The 16,583-nt window shown below is 27.7% G+C and carries 18 protein-coding genes (1 of these 18 cut by a window edge); 8 read left to right on the top strand and 10 right to left on the bottom strand.

Annotation, left to right across the window (positions count from 1 at the left end; genetic code table 11):
- Nucleotides 1-110 precede the first annotated feature (110 nt).
- Genes DAD81_RS06545 through DAD81_RS06525 form a run of 5 tightly spaced genes read right to left on the bottom strand, consistent with a single transcriptional unit; the run spans nucleotide 111 to nucleotide 4,880 of the window.
- A complete protein-coding gene (locus DAD81_RS06545; RefSeq protein ID WP_111707924.1) occupies nucleotides 111-1,094 on the bottom strand; it encodes an AAA family ATPase in 984 nt (327 codons plus the stop codon).
- Nucleotides 1,084-2,289 carry a DUF4350 domain-containing protein gene (locus tag DAD81_RS06540; protein ID WP_111707452.1) on the bottom strand — a complete coding sequence of 402 codons (1,206 nt, stop codon included), beginning with the start codon at nucleotides 2,287-2,289 and terminating at the stop codon, nucleotides 1,084-1,086. Before DAD81_RS06540 ends, DAD81_RS06545 begins: the two co-directional genes overlap by 11 nt.
- A gap of 1 nt (nucleotide 2,290) precedes the next feature.
- Nucleotides 2,291-3,031, bottom strand: coding sequence for a DUF4129 domain-containing protein (locus tag DAD81_RS06535; RefSeq protein WP_111707451.1), 741 nt, complete (start codon nucleotides 3,029-3,031; stop codon nucleotides 2,291-2,293).
- 3 nt (nucleotides 3,032-3,034) lie between these two features.
- Nucleotides 3,035-3,925, bottom strand: a complete 891-nt coding sequence (locus DAD81_RS06530) for a hypothetical protein (RefSeq protein ID WP_111707450.1) — start codon at nucleotides 3,923-3,925, stop codon at nucleotides 3,035-3,037.
- Nucleotides 3,915-4,880 (bottom strand): stage II sporulation protein M, encoded by a 966-nt coding sequence (locus DAD81_RS06525; protein WP_111707449.1) that lies wholly within the window; start codon nucleotides 4,878-4,880, stop codon nucleotides 3,915-3,917. The genes DAD81_RS06530 and DAD81_RS06525 overlap by 11 nt, the downstream gene beginning before the upstream one ends.
- Before the next feature lie 109 nt (nucleotides 4,881-4,989).
- On the opposite strand from DAD81_RS06525, the gene DAD81_RS06520 reads away from it, so the two are divergent.
- From DAD81_RS06520 to DAD81_RS06505, 4 genes are all read left to right on the top strand, one after another.
- Entirely contained in the window at nucleotides 4,990-5,709 is a 720-nt protein-coding gene (locus tag DAD81_RS06520) for an RDD family protein (protein WP_111707448.1), read from the top strand.
- Between the two features lie 114 nt (nucleotides 5,710-5,823).
- A complete protein-coding gene (locus DAD81_RS06515) occupies nucleotides 5,824-6,432 on the top strand; it encodes a trimeric intracellular cation channel family protein (protein ID WP_394340159.1) in 609 nt (202 codons plus the stop codon).
- Nucleotides 6,432-7,067, top strand: a complete 636-nt coding sequence (locus tag DAD81_RS06510; RefSeq protein ID WP_111707446.1) for an NUDIX hydrolase — start codon at nucleotides 6,432-6,434, stop codon at nucleotides 7,065-7,067. The genes DAD81_RS06515 and DAD81_RS06510 overlap by 1 nt, the downstream gene beginning before the upstream one ends.
- 36 nt (nucleotides 7,068-7,103) lie before the next feature.
- On the top strand, nucleotides 7,104-7,910 hold the full coding sequence (locus DAD81_RS06505; protein ID WP_111707445.1) for a lysophospholipid acyltransferase family protein: 807 nt from the start codon (nucleotides 7,104-7,106) through the stop codon (nucleotides 7,908-7,910).
- Nucleotides 7,911-7,961: 51 nt separating this feature from the next.
- Here DAD81_RS06505 and DAD81_RS06500 read toward each other — a convergent pair whose 3' ends face one another.
- The gene (locus DAD81_RS06500) at nucleotides 7,962-8,432 is read right to left on the bottom strand and encodes a Dps family protein (protein ID WP_111707444.1); all 471 of its coding nucleotides are present in this window, start codon (nucleotides 8,430-8,432) and stop codon (nucleotides 7,962-7,964) included.
- Between the two features lie 115 nt (nucleotides 8,433-8,547).
- On the opposite strand from DAD81_RS06500, the gene DAD81_RS06495 reads away from it, so the two are divergent.
- Nucleotides 8,548-9,492, top strand: a complete 945-nt coding sequence (locus DAD81_RS06495; RefSeq protein ID WP_111707443.1) for a hydrogen peroxide-inducible genes activator — start codon at nucleotides 8,548-8,550, stop codon at nucleotides 9,490-9,492.
- On the opposite strand, the gene DAD81_RS06490 is transcribed toward DAD81_RS06495, so the two are convergent.
- Nucleotides 9,489-9,701 (bottom strand): hypothetical protein, encoded by a 213-nt coding sequence (locus tag DAD81_RS06490; protein ID WP_111707442.1) that lies wholly within the window; start codon nucleotides 9,699-9,701, stop codon nucleotides 9,489-9,491. The genes DAD81_RS06495 and DAD81_RS06490 overlap by 4 nt on opposite strands.
- Nucleotides 9,702-9,844: 143 nt before the next feature.
- Nucleotides 9,845-10,111, bottom strand: coding sequence for a hypothetical protein (locus DAD81_RS06485; RefSeq protein ID WP_111707441.1), 267 nt, complete (start codon nucleotides 10,109-10,111; stop codon nucleotides 9,845-9,847).
- A gap of 474 nt (nucleotides 10,112-10,585) precedes the next feature.
- Between DAD81_RS06485 and DAD81_RS06480 the strand changes: the two genes are divergently transcribed.
- Nucleotides 10,586-10,951 (top strand): hypothetical protein, encoded by a 366-nt coding sequence (locus tag DAD81_RS06480; protein ID WP_111707440.1) that lies wholly within the window; start codon nucleotides 10,586-10,588, stop codon nucleotides 10,949-10,951.
- Between the two features lie 26 nt (nucleotides 10,952-10,977).
- On the opposite strand, the gene DAD81_RS06475 is transcribed toward DAD81_RS06480, so the two are convergent.
- The gene (locus DAD81_RS06475; protein WP_111707439.1) at nucleotides 10,978-11,226 is read right to left on the bottom strand and encodes a CBU_0592 family membrane protein; all 249 of its coding nucleotides are present in this window, start codon (nucleotides 11,224-11,226) and stop codon (nucleotides 10,978-10,980) included.
- Nucleotides 11,227-11,232: 6 nt separating this feature from the next.
- On the bottom strand, nucleotides 11,233-11,634 hold the full coding sequence (locus tag DAD81_RS06470) for a MaoC/PaaZ C-terminal domain-containing protein (protein ID WP_218939680.1): 402 nt from the start codon (nucleotides 11,632-11,634) through the stop codon (nucleotides 11,233-11,235).
- Nucleotides 11,635-11,958: 324 nt separating this feature from the next.
- Here DAD81_RS06470 and DAD81_RS06465 point away from each other — a divergent pair, with 324 nt between their 5' ends.
- Entirely contained in the window at nucleotides 11,959-13,386 is a 1,428-nt protein-coding gene (locus tag DAD81_RS06465; RefSeq protein ID WP_111707438.1) for a TlpA family protein disulfide reductase, read from the top strand.
- 304 nt (nucleotides 13,387-13,690) lie between these two features.
- Nucleotides 13,691-16,583, top strand: the beginning of a protein-coding gene (locus DAD81_RS06460) for a PKD-like domain-containing protein (protein WP_111707437.1). Its footprint extends 24,119 nt past the window's final position; the window shows 2,893 of its 27,012 coding nt (coding positions 1-2,893); it begins with the start codon at nucleotides 13,691-13,693; the stop codon falls past the right edge of the window.

The following is a 16,583-nucleotide window of genomic DNA, read 5'->3' as shown; positions in this document are numbered from 1 at the left end:
TTAAAAAAAACTCAAGTAATGTAATCTTTTTAATGCTGAAATTACTTTGCTGTTGAACGCCTCCTAATGACATTTTCATATCTTGTTCTTTTTCTTTTTTAATTTTCAACTTACCTTGGAACTTCAATTGATTGTACAATCATTTCAATAACTTTATCCGTTGTCATTCCTTCCATCTCACGTTCTGGAGTTAAAATTATTCTGTGTCTTAAAACTGGATAAATAACTTTTTTAATATCTTCTGGAATCACAAAATCCCTTCCGTTTATAGCTGCATATGCTTTAGATGAATTTAAAACAGCCAAACTAGCTCTTGGCGAACCTCCCAAATATAAATGGGGATGATTTCTTGTTTTGGTAATCAACTGAGCAATATAATTTATAATTTTTCCTTCAACTAAAATATCAAAAATCTTATTTTTATACTCCATCAAATCATCTTCAGAAATTAAAGATTCAATCAATGATTGTGGGGAAGCACCTTTTCTATCTTGATGAGTTTGTAATATTAAAATTTCCTCTTCTAAATTAGGATAACCAACATCTATTTTGAATAAAAACCTATCTAACTGAGCTTCGGGTAACGCGTAAGTTCCCTCCTGCTCAATTGGGTTTTGTGTTGCTAAAACCATAAAAGGAGGTTTCATTTTATATGTATTTCCATCAATTGAAATTTGGCGTTCCTCCATTACTTCAAACAATGCAGCTTGTGTTTTGGCTGGTGCTCTATTTATCTCATCTATTAAAACAAGATTAGAAAAAATAGGTCCTTTTCTAAATTCAAATTCTGAAGATTTCATATTTAAAATTGAAGTTCCTAAAACATCACTTGGCATTAAATCTGGTGTAAATTGAAGTCTACTAAAACCGGTGTCTATAGTTTTTGAAAGTAGTTTTGCGGTAATTGTTTTAGCTACTCCTGGAACTCCTTCAATTAACACATGTCCATCAGCTAAAAGTGCAACAATTAAAAGATCTATAAAATTCTCTTGCCCAACTATTATTTTACCTAATTCGGCTTTAATTTGAACTACAGCTTCCTTTAATTTTTCTAAATTAATTCTATTATCAAAATTCAAATCGTTAGTTTCCATATTGAATTGTTTTTTTAAATTTTTCAATCATTTTATTTAACTTTATAAGCTCTTCACTTGAAATTTCATTTTTTAAATGAATCTCATCACAAAGTTTAAAAAGCATCTCAATTTCTTCTTTTTTATTTCCACTACGTGAAGCAACATACTCATAAAAAGTCTCGTCAATTTTTGTAGTTGGAATATGTAATTTTACTCGAATATATTCTAGTAAATAACTTATTTTATGTTCTGCAATACTTTTATGTTCTTGTTTTTCAAAATACATATTTGCAATTGTACTGGTAAATGCTAAAGTTTGATTTTTTAATGGTGTTATCACAGGAATGCTTCGTTGTTTTCTTTTACCATCAAAAATTATAAATAGTAACACTCCAATTAAAGCCATATAATACGCCCATTTTAAATGTTTAGAACTTAACAAATATTGCATTGGAGATGTAATTTTACTTTTTCCTGTTTTGTAATAACTATCCCATAAAATAGGAATATCATCTCTTAAGTATGACAGTATATTGGCCGCATGTTGATGGTTTGTTCCCTTTAAAAGTGAATAATTTGTAAAAACCTCAGGGAAAGTATGCAAATAAAAATTACCTTTTCCATAATTAAATTTAACGTAATTTACACCTTCTTCTGTTCTTTTCTCATTATCATTTACATAGCCCGAAATTCCTAATATGGTAGAATTTAAAGTGTCAATTTTTTTAAAAACTTGATTTACAAAAGGTCTATCAAATGAATATTCTTTTCCTTTAAATGATTTATTTAACAATTTAAAGAAAAGCTTTTCATCTAAGTTTTCACTTATTAAACGTTCAGTTTTAAAATTGAGTGTATCAATATTTATTCCATGTGTTGATATAAAAACATCATTTCCTCTTTTAACAAATTTCATTAAACGTGAAAACTCAGCATCTCCAAAATTTAGAGCATCATCAACAAAAAAATATGTTCCTATTCTTGTACTATCCTTTAGATAAATATATGGTGGAATGTCCACCGTTTTAACTTCAGTGCTGGGAAACAAACTGTTTAGTTGGTTTTTTAAAACATAAGTACCATAAGGTATTTTATGTTTTGCTGTATAACTAGGAAACCAATTTATAGGTTGTTTTTTTTCACTTTCAAGATATAAAAACCCTATAAGTAATATTACAAAACCAATAATATATATTTTTGTTTTCCTATCCAAATTACCTCTTTTTTATTAAGTTTTCTGCGTTTAAAAAATCAGCTTCAACTCTTGCAAATTCAATTTCTGTAATATTAAAATTACCATACCAAACAAAATCATATAACCTTGTTAGATTTTTAAAAGAATCTCCAATACTTTCTTTTGAAATTTCTTTAATATAATCTTCATTGGTTTTTTGTTGCTCCCATAAAATCAGCTCTTTTTCTTCTAAATTTTTCAATATATTTAAGTAATAAAACCTAATAGCCAATCTAAAGTTCTTTTTCTCAATAGCTTGCTTAATTAATTGTTTTAAATCTGCATTTTTAATTAAAGCTTCCTCATTGGTTATAGAAACTGATGATCTGTTCGAGGCATTTGAAATAATTGAATTAGAATTTACTTTTAAAAAGAATTTTAGTAAAAAGTAAATTAATAAACCAACTATTATATAAGGAAATGCATTTAAAATAGTTGCTAAAATTCCTTTGGCATATTTAACTCCAAAAATCCATTCAATAAATCTTGAAAATTGCCTACCAAGCCAATTAAATAAACGTTCTAAAATGGTTGGTTCTCTCTTTTCAACTTCTTCAGTATAAATAAAATCCTTATCTTTTTTATATTCATTTAACTTTTTAGAATTAAACTTTTTTTGAGCAATTATACTTTTATCATTTTTAACTACTAATGAATCCGATTGAGAATTTATCCCAACCGAAAACAAAATAAAAAGCATAAAAATGATTGTTTTATACATAAATTATTCTTCTGAATTATTTTGACCTAAACTTTCAATTTTCTCATAAGTTCCCGTTGCATTCTTTTGTTCATTTAAATCAAAATAAATAAACACAGTTGAAATTAAAGGAATTGAGTATAAGATAAATTGAAAAACATATGAAAGAATATTTAATAATAAATAAATTGGATCTTTAAAAATTGTAAATATTTCAGTTGGATCATCGCCTCCCATTACTGTTCCCATTTTAACAAATTGGTAAATCATAGCTGGAATAGAAAATGCTTGTCCTAAAATCATTAATAGCATCCATACCACGATTAAAACTCCAAAAGTATTCCACCATTCTCCTTTTATTAATGTAAACGAATGCGAAAAAGTATCACCAATAGTTTTGTTTTCAAAAACCATTATTGATGTTGCTAATGATAAAACGGTCCCTAAATATATTCCTGGAATATAACAGAAAACCATTCCAAATACTGTAACAATTGTAATTAAAACTCCTAGCCCTAAAAACTTCCAAACATTTTGTAATAAATTCTCTTTTACTTCTGAAAAAAGTGGTTTTCCATTATTTTCAATATATGATTTTATAAAAAATAAGGAAGACATTGATAACAACGTATACAGTAAGACATAAACAAATATTAAACCAAATACCCAAGAAAGCATTTTAGAAATAAAACCAAAAGGGTTTGTTTCAACCGATTCCATATCTTCAAATAAGTTGGACATTGTGAACATATAAAATATTAAAACAACCAATCCAAAAAACAATACAGGACCAACTATTTTTAATACCGTTAAAAAATATGCTTTCCAGTTTTCGCGAATAAATTTAAACGTATCGGAAATTATTGCTCCTAAATCACGCTCCTTTTTAAACTCTATAAAATTGTTACTCTCCATTGTTATTTATTCTTTTTAATTTGATTGGATATATTATGTAATAATAAATTATTAATGCTAATGATGTTATAATTATAATGAGCGCTAACCAATCTGGCATTTCTGTATGCCGTGTTACAAAACCTTCTAAAAAACCTGCAACAATAAAAAAAGGAATTGTACTCACCATTATTTTTAACCCAGCTTTAAAACTATGTTTAAATGATACCAGACGTGTATATGTTTTTGGAAATAGCAATCCGTTTCCTAATACCAAACCTGCGCAACCAGCAATAATTATTACTGAAATTTCAATGGTACCGTGAATCCATATTGTTCTTGAAGATTCCCAAAGCAACCCTTTATCATGAAAGAAATATAAAAATGACCCCAACATAATTCCGTTTTGCATCATAACATATAAAGTTCCAACTGAAAATAACATTCCAAAAACAAAAGCCATCATAGCAACTTTAATATTGTTTAATGTTATTTGAATAAACATATTTCCCTCATCCATTTTTTTATAAACAGCCATTGGATCCCCGCTTTCAATGTTTTCTAGTGTCATATTTACATAACTGTCACCTAAAATTAATCGTACAAAATCACCATCTTTTGAAGCCGAATAAGCCCCAACTATTGCAAAAAATAAAAATGTTGAAAATGCGATTAATAATTGCTTATGATACTTATAAAATTCTAGTGGAAATTCTGTTTTAAAGAAACATACAATTCTATTTTTACTTTCCTTTTTAGTTGTATAAATTTTTTGATGCGCTTTTGAAGCAACTGAATTTAAATATAAAACCGTATTACTTTTAGGATAAAATGTTTTTGCATAACTTAAATCGTCTGTAATTTCAATATATAAATCTGAAAGTTTATCAGGTGAAACCTGTTCTTTTTTATCTAGAACATTTTCAAATAACAACCATTTATTTTTATTCCTTTTTACAAATGATGCTTCACGCATTTTTTATATTTTTGTTTCTTTTCAATATAGCAATAAATTATATTGAGAAATTTAAGTTAACGAATGTAGAAAATCAAATTGTTTCAGCCAAAAAGTTTAAACACTATTAATGGATAATTTTAAAATAGAAACTGCTCAAAATATTACAATTCAACAAAATGTTGCTCCTTTAAGCACAAGAATTGGTGCCTTTTTAATTGATATGCTAATTATTGGGTCTTATTATATGCTTATTATACTTATTTTAAATGCTTTGGGTTTTATGCCTACAGAAAATATATATGTATTTTATGCTATAGTTAGCTTACCTGTTTTCTTTTATAGTTTAATTTTTGAAACACTTATGAATGGGCAATCACCAGGGAAATATTTGAATAAAATTAGAGTTACTAAAATTGATGGCTCTAAACCTACTTTTGGAAGCTTTTTAATAAGATGGATTTTAAGAACTATTGATATTTCATTAGCATCGGGTTCAATTGCACTTTTAACTATTTTATTAAACGGAAAAGGTCAACGATTAGGTGATTTAGCAGCAGGCACAACAGTAATTTCTGAACGCAAAACAATTTCTATAGATAACACTTTAGAAGTTGATATTCCTGAAGAATATATACCAACATTTCCTCAAGTTACCTTGCTTTCAGACAATGATGTTCAAACAATTAAAGAACTTTTTATAAAAGCGAAACAAAATGGCAACCACAAAACCATTGCAAAACTAAACGAAAAAGTTATTGAAATTACAGGGATTAAATCTGATTTGAAACCAATTGAATTGATTGATCTTGTAATTAAAGATTATAATTATTTTACGCAGCAAATGTAATTTTTTTTACAAAAATTTATGGCATATATATTTTCAAATTATGGTAATATTCTGTTAATCCTAATTCGAAAAATTTAATATATTTGCCGAAAATTTAATAAAAATAAAATGTCGATTTTTGATATTCTTGATATTACTGGAGTTGTAGCTTTTGCTATATCAGGAGCCCTTGTTGCTCTTAGAAAAAAATTAGATACATTTGGTGTATTTATTATTGCTTTCGCTACATCAGTTGGTGGAGGAACCCTAAGGGATATATTAATAGACAAACCAGTTTTTTGGATTGAAAATGTACATTACTTCTATCCTATTTTACTTGGAGTTTTACTCGCAATTATTTTTCGAAAAAAATTAAGATATTTAAGTAGATCTCTTTTTTTATTTGATACAATTGGTTTGGGTTTGTATACAATAGTTGGAACTGAAATTGGGATTAACTATAATTTACACCCTATTATTTGCATAACACTTGGAACAATATCGGCTTCATTTGGTGGTGTAATTAGAGATATTTTATGTAATAAAATTCCACTTATATTCAAAAAAGAAATTTATGCAACCGCAAGTATTATAGGTGCAATTGTTTTTTTAATTTTATCCCATTATAAATTAGACCAAAGAATTTGTTATATATTTACTTCTTTTATTGTAATTACAATAAGGTTAATTGCTGTAAGGTTTAATTTAAAGCTCCCAACATTTTATACAACAGCTAAAATATAATGGACTTTTTAAAATTTAAACATATTATTTCTGAAATTGAAACTGCTAAATTAGCAGGTTTTGATGCCCAAGTTAAGTTAGCTCCAAAAATTAGAAAATCATATTCTAACAACCAAGTAAATTCTAAAAAACCTAAAATAGCCGCTGTTTTAGTAGTTTTCTATCCAAATAAAAATGGAACAGTAAATTTTTTACTTACCCAAAGAGCTAGTTATAAAGGAACACATTCAGCTCAAATTAGTTTTCCAGGAGGCAAAGTAGAAGAAACAGATACTTCACTAATGAAAACTGCTTTAAGAGAATCTAATGAAGAAGTTGGCCTTAAAGAAAAAGATGTTTTTGTTTTTAAAGAAATGACAAATTTATACATACCTCCAAGTAATTTTCTTGTAACACCTTTTTTAAGCTATATTAATTACACTCCTATTTTTACTAAAAACCGTGAAGTAAACGATTTAATTGAAGTAAAATTATCAGATTTTTTAAATGACAACGCGATGAGTTCTACAACGCTCTCTACCTCCTATGCAAAAAAAATGGAAGTACCTTGCTATAAATTAAACAGTTACATTGTTTGGGGTGCAACAGCCATGATGCTTAGTGAAATAAAAGAACTTCTAAAAAAATATAATTAATTTTTAGTAAGTTTGTAGTTAAACAAAATTAACTACATGCCTTTATTTAAACGTAATCCGTTTGGTCATATTTTATTCATAAAAAAATGGCTTATTCGCTTTTTCGGAGTAGTATCACACGGTAGATATAGAAGATTTAATGATCTAAAAATCGAAGGTTCTGAAATTATCAGAAACTTACCAGAAACTAATGTACTTTTTGTTTCAAATCATCAAACTTATTTTGCTGATGTAGCTGCTATGTTACATGTTTTTTATGCTTCGCTAAAAGGTAGAGACGATTCTATAAAAAACATTGGTTATATATGGAATCCTAAATTAAACATATATTATATAGCTGCTAGTGAAACTATGAAGTCTGGCTTGTTACCAAAAATATTTGCTTATGCTGGTTCTATCTCAATTCAACGAACTTGGAGAAGTGCTGGTAAGGATATTAATAGACAAGTTAAAATGTCTGACATTAGTAATATTGGTATTGCATTAAAAGATGGTTGGGTAATTACTTTTCCGCAAGGAACAACCACTCCATTTAAACCTTTAAGACGAGGAACAGCTCATATAATTAAAACTTTTAAACCTGTTGTAGTACCTATTGTAATAGATGGTTTTAGAAGAGCTTATGATAAAAAAGGATTGAATATTAAGAAGAGAAATGTGTTACAATCTATAGTAATAAAAGAACCTATGGATATAGATTATGAAAATGAATCTTTTGATGAAATTGTTGCTAAAATTGAAATGGAAATTGAGCAACATCCGTCTTTCTTAAAAGTTATTTCTGTTGATGAATACAAAAAACAGGAAGATGCACTAAATGCTAAACGAAAATTCTGGAGCTAAAAAAAAAGGCCATTTTTAATTAAAAATGGCCTTTTTTTGGTTCAATTATTATTAATTTAACCATGCACTTAACATCCAAATTGTTTTTTCTTGCTCCGCAATAAAATCACTCATCATAGAATTTGTCCCCTCATCATTAGCTTTATCTGAAGCTTCTAATATTTCTCTTTCAATTTTCAATAATTCAGACAAAGAATTAACTACTAATTCAACTGCTTTTACATCATTTGAAATGTTTTTTCCTACTGGAACTTTTGCTGTTTCCATATAGTCATTAAAAGTATGTAATGGTGTCCCTCCTAATGTTAAAATACGCTCTGCTATTAAGTCAATTTTTTCTTGAGAATCTGTATAAAACTCTTCAAATTTAACATGTAATTCGAAAAAATTCTTTCCTTTAATATTCCAATGTAACCCTCTTAAATTTTGATAATAAACTTGAAAATTTGATAATAATTCATTCAAATTAATTCCTAAATTTTCTGTTTCCTTTTTATCTAATCCAATCATTGTTGTATTCATAATATATATGTTTTATTATTATTTTTATTTCTATAACAAATTTATGAAAAAAAGACGCGTCAATGTATAACTGTTATCGATAGTTTCAATATCTTTATCACAAATATTTATAACCATGACCATTACCCAATTGAAGTATGTTTTAGCTGTTGCTGAATATCAAAATTTCACAGTTGCCTCTGAGCATTGTTTTGTTACTCAACCTACTTTAAGCATGCAAATTCAAAAACTTGAAGATCAATTAGAAACTAAGATTTTTAATAGAAATAAAAAGCCGATTCAGTTAACTGAAATAGGTGAAAAAATTGTTGAACAAGCTAAAATTATTGTTGATGAAAGTAACCGAATTAATGATATAGTTGATCAGCAAAAAGGATTTATTGGTGGAGATTTTAAATTAGGAATAATACCTACTATTATGCCAACATTACTTCCTATCTTTTTAAAATCTTTTATAAAAAAATATCCAAAAATTAATTTAAAAATTGAAGAACTTACAACTGAGGAAATTATAAAGAAATTAAGTGATGGGCATATTGATGTTGCTATTGCTGCTACCCCACTTGAAAATGAAAGTATTAAAGAGCGAGTACTTTATTACGAACCTTTTGTTGGGTTTATACCTAGTGAACACCGTTTATCTAACATTAAAGAATTAGATGTAGAAAACTTAAATATTGATGATATTCTTTTATTAGAAGATGGTCATTGTTTTAAAGAAAACGTAATTAATTTATGCAGTACTTTAGGGTCAAAAAATCAAAATTTTCAATTACAAAGTGGAAGTTTTGATACTTTAATAAAACTGTCTAAAGAAGGACTTGGTATGACTCTTTTACCTTATTTACAAACTTTAGATTTAAATGATAATGATAAAAAATATTTAAAAGAATTTAAAAAACCGGCTCCGGCAAGAGAGGTAAGTCTTATTTATCATAAATCACATTTAAAAATCCATTTAATTGATGCTTTAAAAGATTCTATTGATGGATTAATAAGAGGTGTAATTGCTTTTAATAATGTAAAAATAATTAGTCCACTACAAAAAAAAGGAGCCTAAAGGCTCCTTTTACTATTTTCAATTAGGGGTAAACATTTTTGAAGTTCTGGTTTTGATTGAGTAAATTCTTGCAACCAAAAATATAACTCTTTTACTTCATAAGGTAATAACCTTTCAAATGCTTTTTCTAATTCTTTTTTAAATAAATCTAAACTAAAGCTTACTTTTTCAAGTACTGTTTTAGTATACTCAAACATTGCTCTCGCCATAAATTACAAAATTTTAGTTGTTAAAATAAAAACGTATTCTTGTTTCTAATTATTGTACTAATTTACAAAATATATAAGTTAACTTCAACTTAAATTATTGTTAATTTGAACTAAAAAAAATGTTAATTCAAAGATCCATAAAATTATAACTTATTAACTTTTTCAATTAAAGCACTCGCTTTTTCTTCTAGCTCTTTATTAATAGTTTTAAAATGAGATTTATAATTTTCAACATTTTTATCATTAATTTTAACAACTAAGGAATCAAAAACAAGAATTGCTTCATCAATAATTGCTTCAGAATTTTTTTTATCTGCTTTTGGATTTAACATTTCCCAAGAGTAACATTCTTCAATAATGTCTCCTAAAACGTAATTAATATCTTTTTTTAAATTTTTTATACTTGGCATAATATTTATATTTAATATTTTACAAAAATACACAATATGTTTATTATCCTATAATTATTGTCTTTTTTCTTTTCTATTAAAAAAAAAACTTTAAATTTGAACTTATTATGAAAGTAATTACCAACACATATTCGTTTTTAACATCATTAGTGATGTCAGCCCAGTCGATTTTAACCTCGATTTGCAATGTTTATGTTATGCGTAATTTTAAGCTACAACATATTCCTGTTACCAAAAGCACTTTCAACAAACGTTGAATATAAATTTAAATATAAATTTTCAAAAAGGTGCTTTTTACAAAAAGCACCTTTTTTTTATGCAAATAATTATTAATTAAAATTAGAATATTATGAAACAATCCAACATTTACCAACAGTTTAAAGCCGTCATTACTATGCTTTGTCAGCATTTTTCAACAACAAATACAATAAGAATACCCATACCTATTAGAATAAACCCATAAAAAAGAAAGACATGAATACTATAGAAAATATAATTGCTATTCCAAGAAAAAGCTTCACTGTAACAACAAATGATATTAATAATAACAATGCTCTGTTATCTAACATTTTATATAATAAAATGGAAGGATTTTCAAAAGATATTGTTTTAAATAAATCTAATATCGATTTCCCTAACCCTCGCTTATATAAACTTGAACTTTTAAAGAATGCGTACTTAAATGATACGCTACATTTAAAATCGAAAATTAAAAAATATAATGAGACCGAATTACAACTTTTAGTAGCCGTTGAAATTGAGAATAATATAAAAGACAATATTATTTGTAAGGCTATTTTTAAGTTTCCCCTTAAAAATAAAATCCAAGAAGCCTCGTAAAATTAAAAAAGAAGGCCTCTTAAATATTAAGAGACCTTCTTTTTTCTAAATTTATTAATTAAGGACGTTAAAGAAATTAAAGTCCATATACCTTCTAATAGAATAAATGGAATATAATTTATTAGTGTTGAAGCTAAACATGCAATTCCTGCTCCAATTAAATTTAACAATATAAAAGTGTAACTATTATTTGAAATTTTATTGTACACATTTAATATATAAGCAATAAGAATTAAAAAAACACCAATAAAACCTAACCAATCACTTAAACTCATAGTTAATTACTTTTCAAGTATATGTTTTTCTAGCACAAAACAGGTGAATACACCTTCAAAAACTAATTCATTTTTTGCATTATTAACTTTAACTGAAACCGGAATTTTGGATCCTTTTACCCCTTCAGATATTTGTGCAATTGCAGTTAATTTATCGTTAACAATTACTGGTTTTGTAAATTTTACTTCAGCCTTTCCTAAAACAACAGTAGGCTCATTAATTGCAACCATAGCAGCATAATCCGCTAGCCCAAATGTAAAACTACCATGTGCTAAACTAAATTTATCTACAGACATTTCTTTAGTTATTCTTAATGAAACCGTAGCCTTATTCTTTTCTATTGAAACAACAGAACCAATTAACTTTTCTGAAGCTAATAAATGTGTATTTTGTTTTATTTTATTCATTGTTTATAACCTATTAATTCATATTTAACATCTCTAATTTAATTAGAACATTACATTTTAAAAAGGCATAAATTTAATGAAGTTAATTCTATTATTTCATTTATATTTTAATAAATAAAATTACTCATTTCAACTTATGTTTAAACACAAAAAACATATGAAATTTTATGGTTAAAAAACCTTGATATAAAGCTTTCGTTATAAATAATAATTTTACTTATATTTTGAATAATTTTATATCATTCCTTTTTTTTATATTTGTATCAAATGGTTGCCTAAAAATTATAATTTCACAACCATCAATTTAAGTTTTACCCCCAAATTATGGATGTTTACAAAATCGTGTTGCTTTTTTGTTGTTTACAATTATCTTTAGTTGCCCAACAAAAAGAAGATATTGTTTCAATTAAAATTAATTCACCATCATTTAAAAATAAAATGCATTATTTGGCTGGCTATTATGGCAAGTACACCGTATTATTAGATTCTGCTAAAGCATCAAATAATGGAGAGCTATTGTTTAAAAATACTAAAAAATATACCCAAGGTATTTACATGTTAGTTAATTCTGATAAAAATATTGTAACTGAATTTATTATAGATGAAAAACAACAATATTCAATTGCATTAAACATAACTAATCCTGAGAAAAGTACTATTGTAAATTCAGAGGTAAATACACGCTTTTTTGAATTTAATGCTTTGCTAAAACAAAACAATATTGAAATTAAAAAATTGGTTGAACAATTAGAAAATGCTCCTACAAAAAATGACAGCATAGTTATTAAACATAAAATAAGCAATCTAAATAATACCTTAAACAACTATAAAAACAACTTTACTAAAGAGCATCCTAACAATATATTATCTTTACTTTTTAACCTTTCAAAACCTGTAGAAAATTATTTTAATAATGAAAAATTCACATCAAAGAAAGACTCTTTAACTTTTTTAAAAGATGCGTATTTTAAAGAGATTAACTTATCAGATAATCGCTTATTAAGAAATCCATTCTTAGAAAAAAAAATAAATACTTATTTTGACTTATTTGTTCCAAAAACACCAAAAGATTTAACTTTTGAAATAACTGATATTTTAAATCGTACAGGGGATAAAAATGGAGAAATGTTCTCGTATTTAAGCATATTCTTTGTAAACAATTATGTAAATGCAAAAATAATGGGTAACGATCGTGTTTTTATAAATATTTACAATACTTTTTTTAAAAACAAAACCTACAACTGGCTTACTACCAAACAACAAATATTTTTAAACACAAGTAATTTACAAATTAAAGATAATCTGATAGGTAATAAAGCTAAAAATTTATTTATGACTTCCATAAATGAGCAAAAACTTAATTTATACAATGTTAATGCTCCTTACACTATTGTTATATTTTGGGATCCTTCTTGCGGACATTGTGTAAAAGAATTGCCGAAAATTAATAAATTGTATACTTCAAATTTAAAAAATAAGGGAGTAAAAATTTATGCTGTTAATATAAATCCTGAATTAAAAAAGGAATGGAAAGAGTTCATATTCAAAGAAAAACTAAATGATTGGATTCATGTTTACCCATCTTCTGTTGTTTATGGAAACTATTCAAAAGAAGATACCGATTTTCAAACATTATACAATGTAAATCAAACTCCAGTAATTTATTTATTAGATAAAAATAAAATATTTAGAGCAAAAAAAATTAGTGTAGAAAAATTTAAATTTATAATAAATAAATTGGAGAATAAATAGCAATTTTACTTTAACATTATTGTTAATTTTTTTTAAGATTTATTTAACATAAAATAAAACCGTTACACTATACGATACAAGTATTTACATCTCTTTTTTGATTAAAAAAAACACCTAAAAATAAATTAAAAAAAACCTATTATTCTATAAATATTTTGTATAAAAATATTTTTTAATTTTTAGTGTTTTTCACATAATTTTCACATAATTTAAATAAATCCTAAATTTAAATTGATAAAAATCATCTATTCTTCAAATAACTTTATATATATTTGGAGCAATAATTGCCTCAAAAATTAAATTTATGATTAACCCCGACTCTCATTCTATAAAAGGACATGCCCTTTTATTAGCATCACTGTTTATCGTATTAACTTCTTTTTCAAGTACTTACACAAATGGACACAGTGTCCCAATTGATAAAAAGAAGAATGTCTCAAACTCAACATCTTTAACTACTAATTACAATAACGTAATATCTTATAAAGATATTATGTATCGTGACCTTTCTGTTTTTAATTTGTTCGATGGAGGAAATCCAACATTTGACGCTCTACCTGGAAGTCAAACTTTTTGTGAGGGTGACGATCTAGTACTTACAATTAATAATCTCTCTGCAACAGGTGCTGTAACTTATCAATGGTATAGAGGTTCAGGAACCCTAGTTGTAAATGGTGGTAATATTTCAGGGAGTACAACTAACAGTTTGTCTATAAACCCACTTAATCCATCAAATCAAGCTAAATATTATTGTGAAGTAACGGATGCAACTGGAATGACTACCTCTACTGAGTCTCTTGTATTTGTTAATCCGAAAACAACAGTTGAAGCTGGGAGCGATTTAACAGTATGTCAAGGAGATACTGTTACCTTATCTGGCAGCGGAGCAGTTTCTTATACTTGGGATAACGGAGTTACAGATAATACTTCTTTTATAGTAGCAACTGCAGGAATTACAACTTACACTGTAACGGGGACAAATGCTAACGGTTGTACAAATACAGATACAGTTACAATTACAGCAAATGCATTACCAAATGCACCAACAACTATAGTTACACAACCTAACTGTACAACATCTACTGGAACAGTTCATTTTTCGGGTTTACCAACCACTGGTGGTAATTGGGCTATTAATAATGGCGATGGATCTTCATTAGATCATAATGGAAATACACCTGATTATAACTATACAGGTCTTGCAGCTGGAAATTATAATTTTACAGTAAGTAACGGCAGCGGGTGTACTATTACCTTACCAAACATTACCATAACCCCTGCACCAACTGTACCAAGCGTACCTACTATTGGGGTACCAACACAAACTACATGTTCCGTAGCAACAGGTAGCATACCTCTTACGGGTTTACCTGCTGGAAGTTGGACTTTAAATATTACTGGAGATGTAACTCCTACTTATACTCATTCAGGTAGTGGTTTTAGTTATAACGTACCTAACTTATCACCAGATACTTATAGATTTTCAGTAACCAATAGTGATGGGTGTACCTCGTCTCTTTCAAGTACTGGCACAATTAATAACCAACCTACTATTTCTGCACTTGGAATACAATCATTAACACAACCTACTTGTTCAACTCCGTTTGGTAGTGTTATATTTAACAATTTACCTTCTGGAAATTACGAGATCACTAGAAATCCTGGAGGAGTTATATATACTGGAAGTGGTAGTACTTACACTAATAATAATATTTCATCAGGTACATATACCTATATAGTAACAGATACCAATGGTTGTGTTTCTCCTAGTACAACTGTTATTATTGATACACAGCCTGCAACACCTGCCTCTTTAACAGCAAGTGCACAAGATTTTACAGGTACTGGTTATACCATAAGCGATTTAGTTACTAGTACTCCTATGGCTGGAGCAACTGTAAACTGGTACAACAATCCTTCAGGGGGTTCTGCCTTACCTTCATCAACTGGTTTAACTACTGGTACGTATTATGTTTCACAAAGTTTAAGTGGTTGTGAAAGTGCACGCACTCCTGTTACCGTTAATGTATATCCTAATGCTGTTGGTGGTTCTGTAACTGGAGGTACAACTGTTTGTCGAAATTCAAGTGCTTCACTAGTTCTTACCGGACATACTGGAACAGTTCAAAATTGGGAGTCTTCTCCTGTATCTGATTTTTCAAGCGGTATTGTAACTATAGCTAGTACATCTACTTCATATACCATTACTAACAATACTGCATCTTTATATTACAGAGCTGTTTTATCTAGTGGTGCTTCAACAAGTTATTCTAACCCTGGGTATATTCAAGTAGACCCACCAAGTGTTGGTGGTATAATTAATCCTGCTAATTTTGATATTTGTGAGAATGATGTATCAATTGGTACAATTACTTTAAGTGGTTATGTTGGAAATATTATTCGTTGGGAATCTTCAACCGATATTGTAAATTGGTCTAACATAGCCAATACAACAAATTCACTAAATTATACAGGGTTAACACAAACTACATATTATAGAGCTGTAGTACAAAATGGTGTTTGTTCTACAGCTAATTCACCTATTAGTACTATTACAGTAAATCCTCTTCCTTCTATTTTAAATATTGTAAATGAAGATCATTGTGCTGGTGAAAATCTAACATTTGGATATGCTATAGGAACAACGCCTCCAAATCAAGATTATGAATGGACTTCAAGTGCAGGGGTAATAAATACTACCTCAGAATTAAACATTACAGTTACCAAAACGGAAGATTATACGCTAACTATTACCAATACTGCAACAGGTTGTACAGTTTCAGAAGATTTTACCATCACATTATTACCTAATCCTATAGCAACAGTTGCCGGTGACGCCACAATATGTGAAGGTAACTCTATAAGCATTGGTGCTGCAAACGTTGCAGGCTCAAACTATTTATGGACAAGCAGCCCGGCTGGGTTTAGTTCAAATGTTTCAAATCCTAATGTTACTCCAACAGTTACAACTACTTATACATTGGTAGAAACTTCTGGTTCTGGTACTTGTACTGAAACTAACAATGTTACTATAACTGTAGAACCAACTCCAATAATTAACATTACTGGCAGTCCTAGTATTGCTATTTGCGAAACTGCAACTAACTACTTTATTCCTGCAACAATAACAAATCCGTATGCATCTTATAATTGGGAACTACTCCCTACTACCTCGGGAAATTTAACCGATAAACAGC

The sequence above is a fragment of the Lutibacter citreus genome, from assembly GCF_003260195.1.
GTDB lineage: Bacteria > Bacteroidota > Bacteroidia > Flavobacteriales > Flavobacteriaceae > Lutibacter > Lutibacter citreus.
The sequence above is the reverse complement of the archived record's forward strand: the minus strand, read 5'-3'. Positions and strand labels throughout refer to the sequence as shown.

Coding starts and splice junctions, on each gene's coding strand:
- DAD81_RS06545 (WP_111707924.1), bottom strand. CDS start 1,094: ATGGAAACTAACGATTTGAATTTTGATAATAGAATTAATTTAGAAAAA.
- DAD81_RS06535 (WP_111707451.1), bottom strand. CDS start 3,031: ATGTATAAAACAATCATTTTTATGCTTTTTATTTTGTTTTCGGTTGGG.
- DAD81_RS06530 (WP_111707450.1), bottom strand. CDS start 3,925: ATGGAGAGTAACAATTTTATAGAGTTTAAAAAGGAGCGTGATTTAGGA.
- DAD81_RS06525 (WP_111707449.1), bottom strand. CDS start 4,880: ATGCGTGAAGCATCATTTGTAAAAAGGAATAAAAATAAATGGTTGTTA.
- DAD81_RS06520 (WP_111707448.1), top strand. CDS start 4,990: ATGGATAATTTTAAAATAGAAACTGCTCAAAATATTACAATTCAACAA.
- DAD81_RS06510 (WP_111707446.1), top strand. CDS start 6,432: ATGGACTTTTTAAAATTTAAACATATTATTTCTGAAATTGAAACTGCT.
- DAD81_RS06505 (WP_111707445.1), top strand. CDS start 7,104: ATGCCTTTATTTAAACGTAATCCGTTTGGTCATATTTTATTCATAAAA.
- DAD81_RS06500 (WP_111707444.1), bottom strand. CDS start 8,432: ATGAATACAACAATGATTGGATTAGATAAAAAGGAAACAGAAAATTTA.
- DAD81_RS06495 (WP_111707443.1), top strand. CDS start 8,548: ATGACCATTACCCAATTGAAGTATGTTTTAGCTGTTGCTGAATATCAA.
- DAD81_RS06490 (WP_111707442.1), bottom strand. CDS start 9,701: ATGGCGAGAGCAATGTTTGAGTATACTAAAACAGTACTTGAAAAAGTA.
- DAD81_RS06485 (WP_111707441.1), bottom strand. CDS start 10,111: ATGCCAAGTATAAAAAATTTAAAAAAAGATATTAATTACGTTTTAGGA.
- DAD81_RS06480 (WP_111707440.1), top strand. CDS start 10,586: ATGAATACTATAGAAAATATAATTGCTATTCCAAGAAAAAGCTTCACT.
- DAD81_RS06475 (WP_111707439.1), bottom strand. CDS start 11,226: ATGAGTTTAAGTGATTGGTTAGGTTTTATTGGTGTTTTTTTAATTCTT.
- DAD81_RS06470 (WP_218939680.1), bottom strand. CDS start 11,634: ATGAATAAAATAAAACAAAATACACATTTATTAGCTTCAGAAAAGTTA.
- DAD81_RS06465 (WP_111707438.1), top strand. CDS start 11,959: ATGGATGTTTACAAAATCGTGTTGCTTTTTTGTTGTTTACAATTATCT.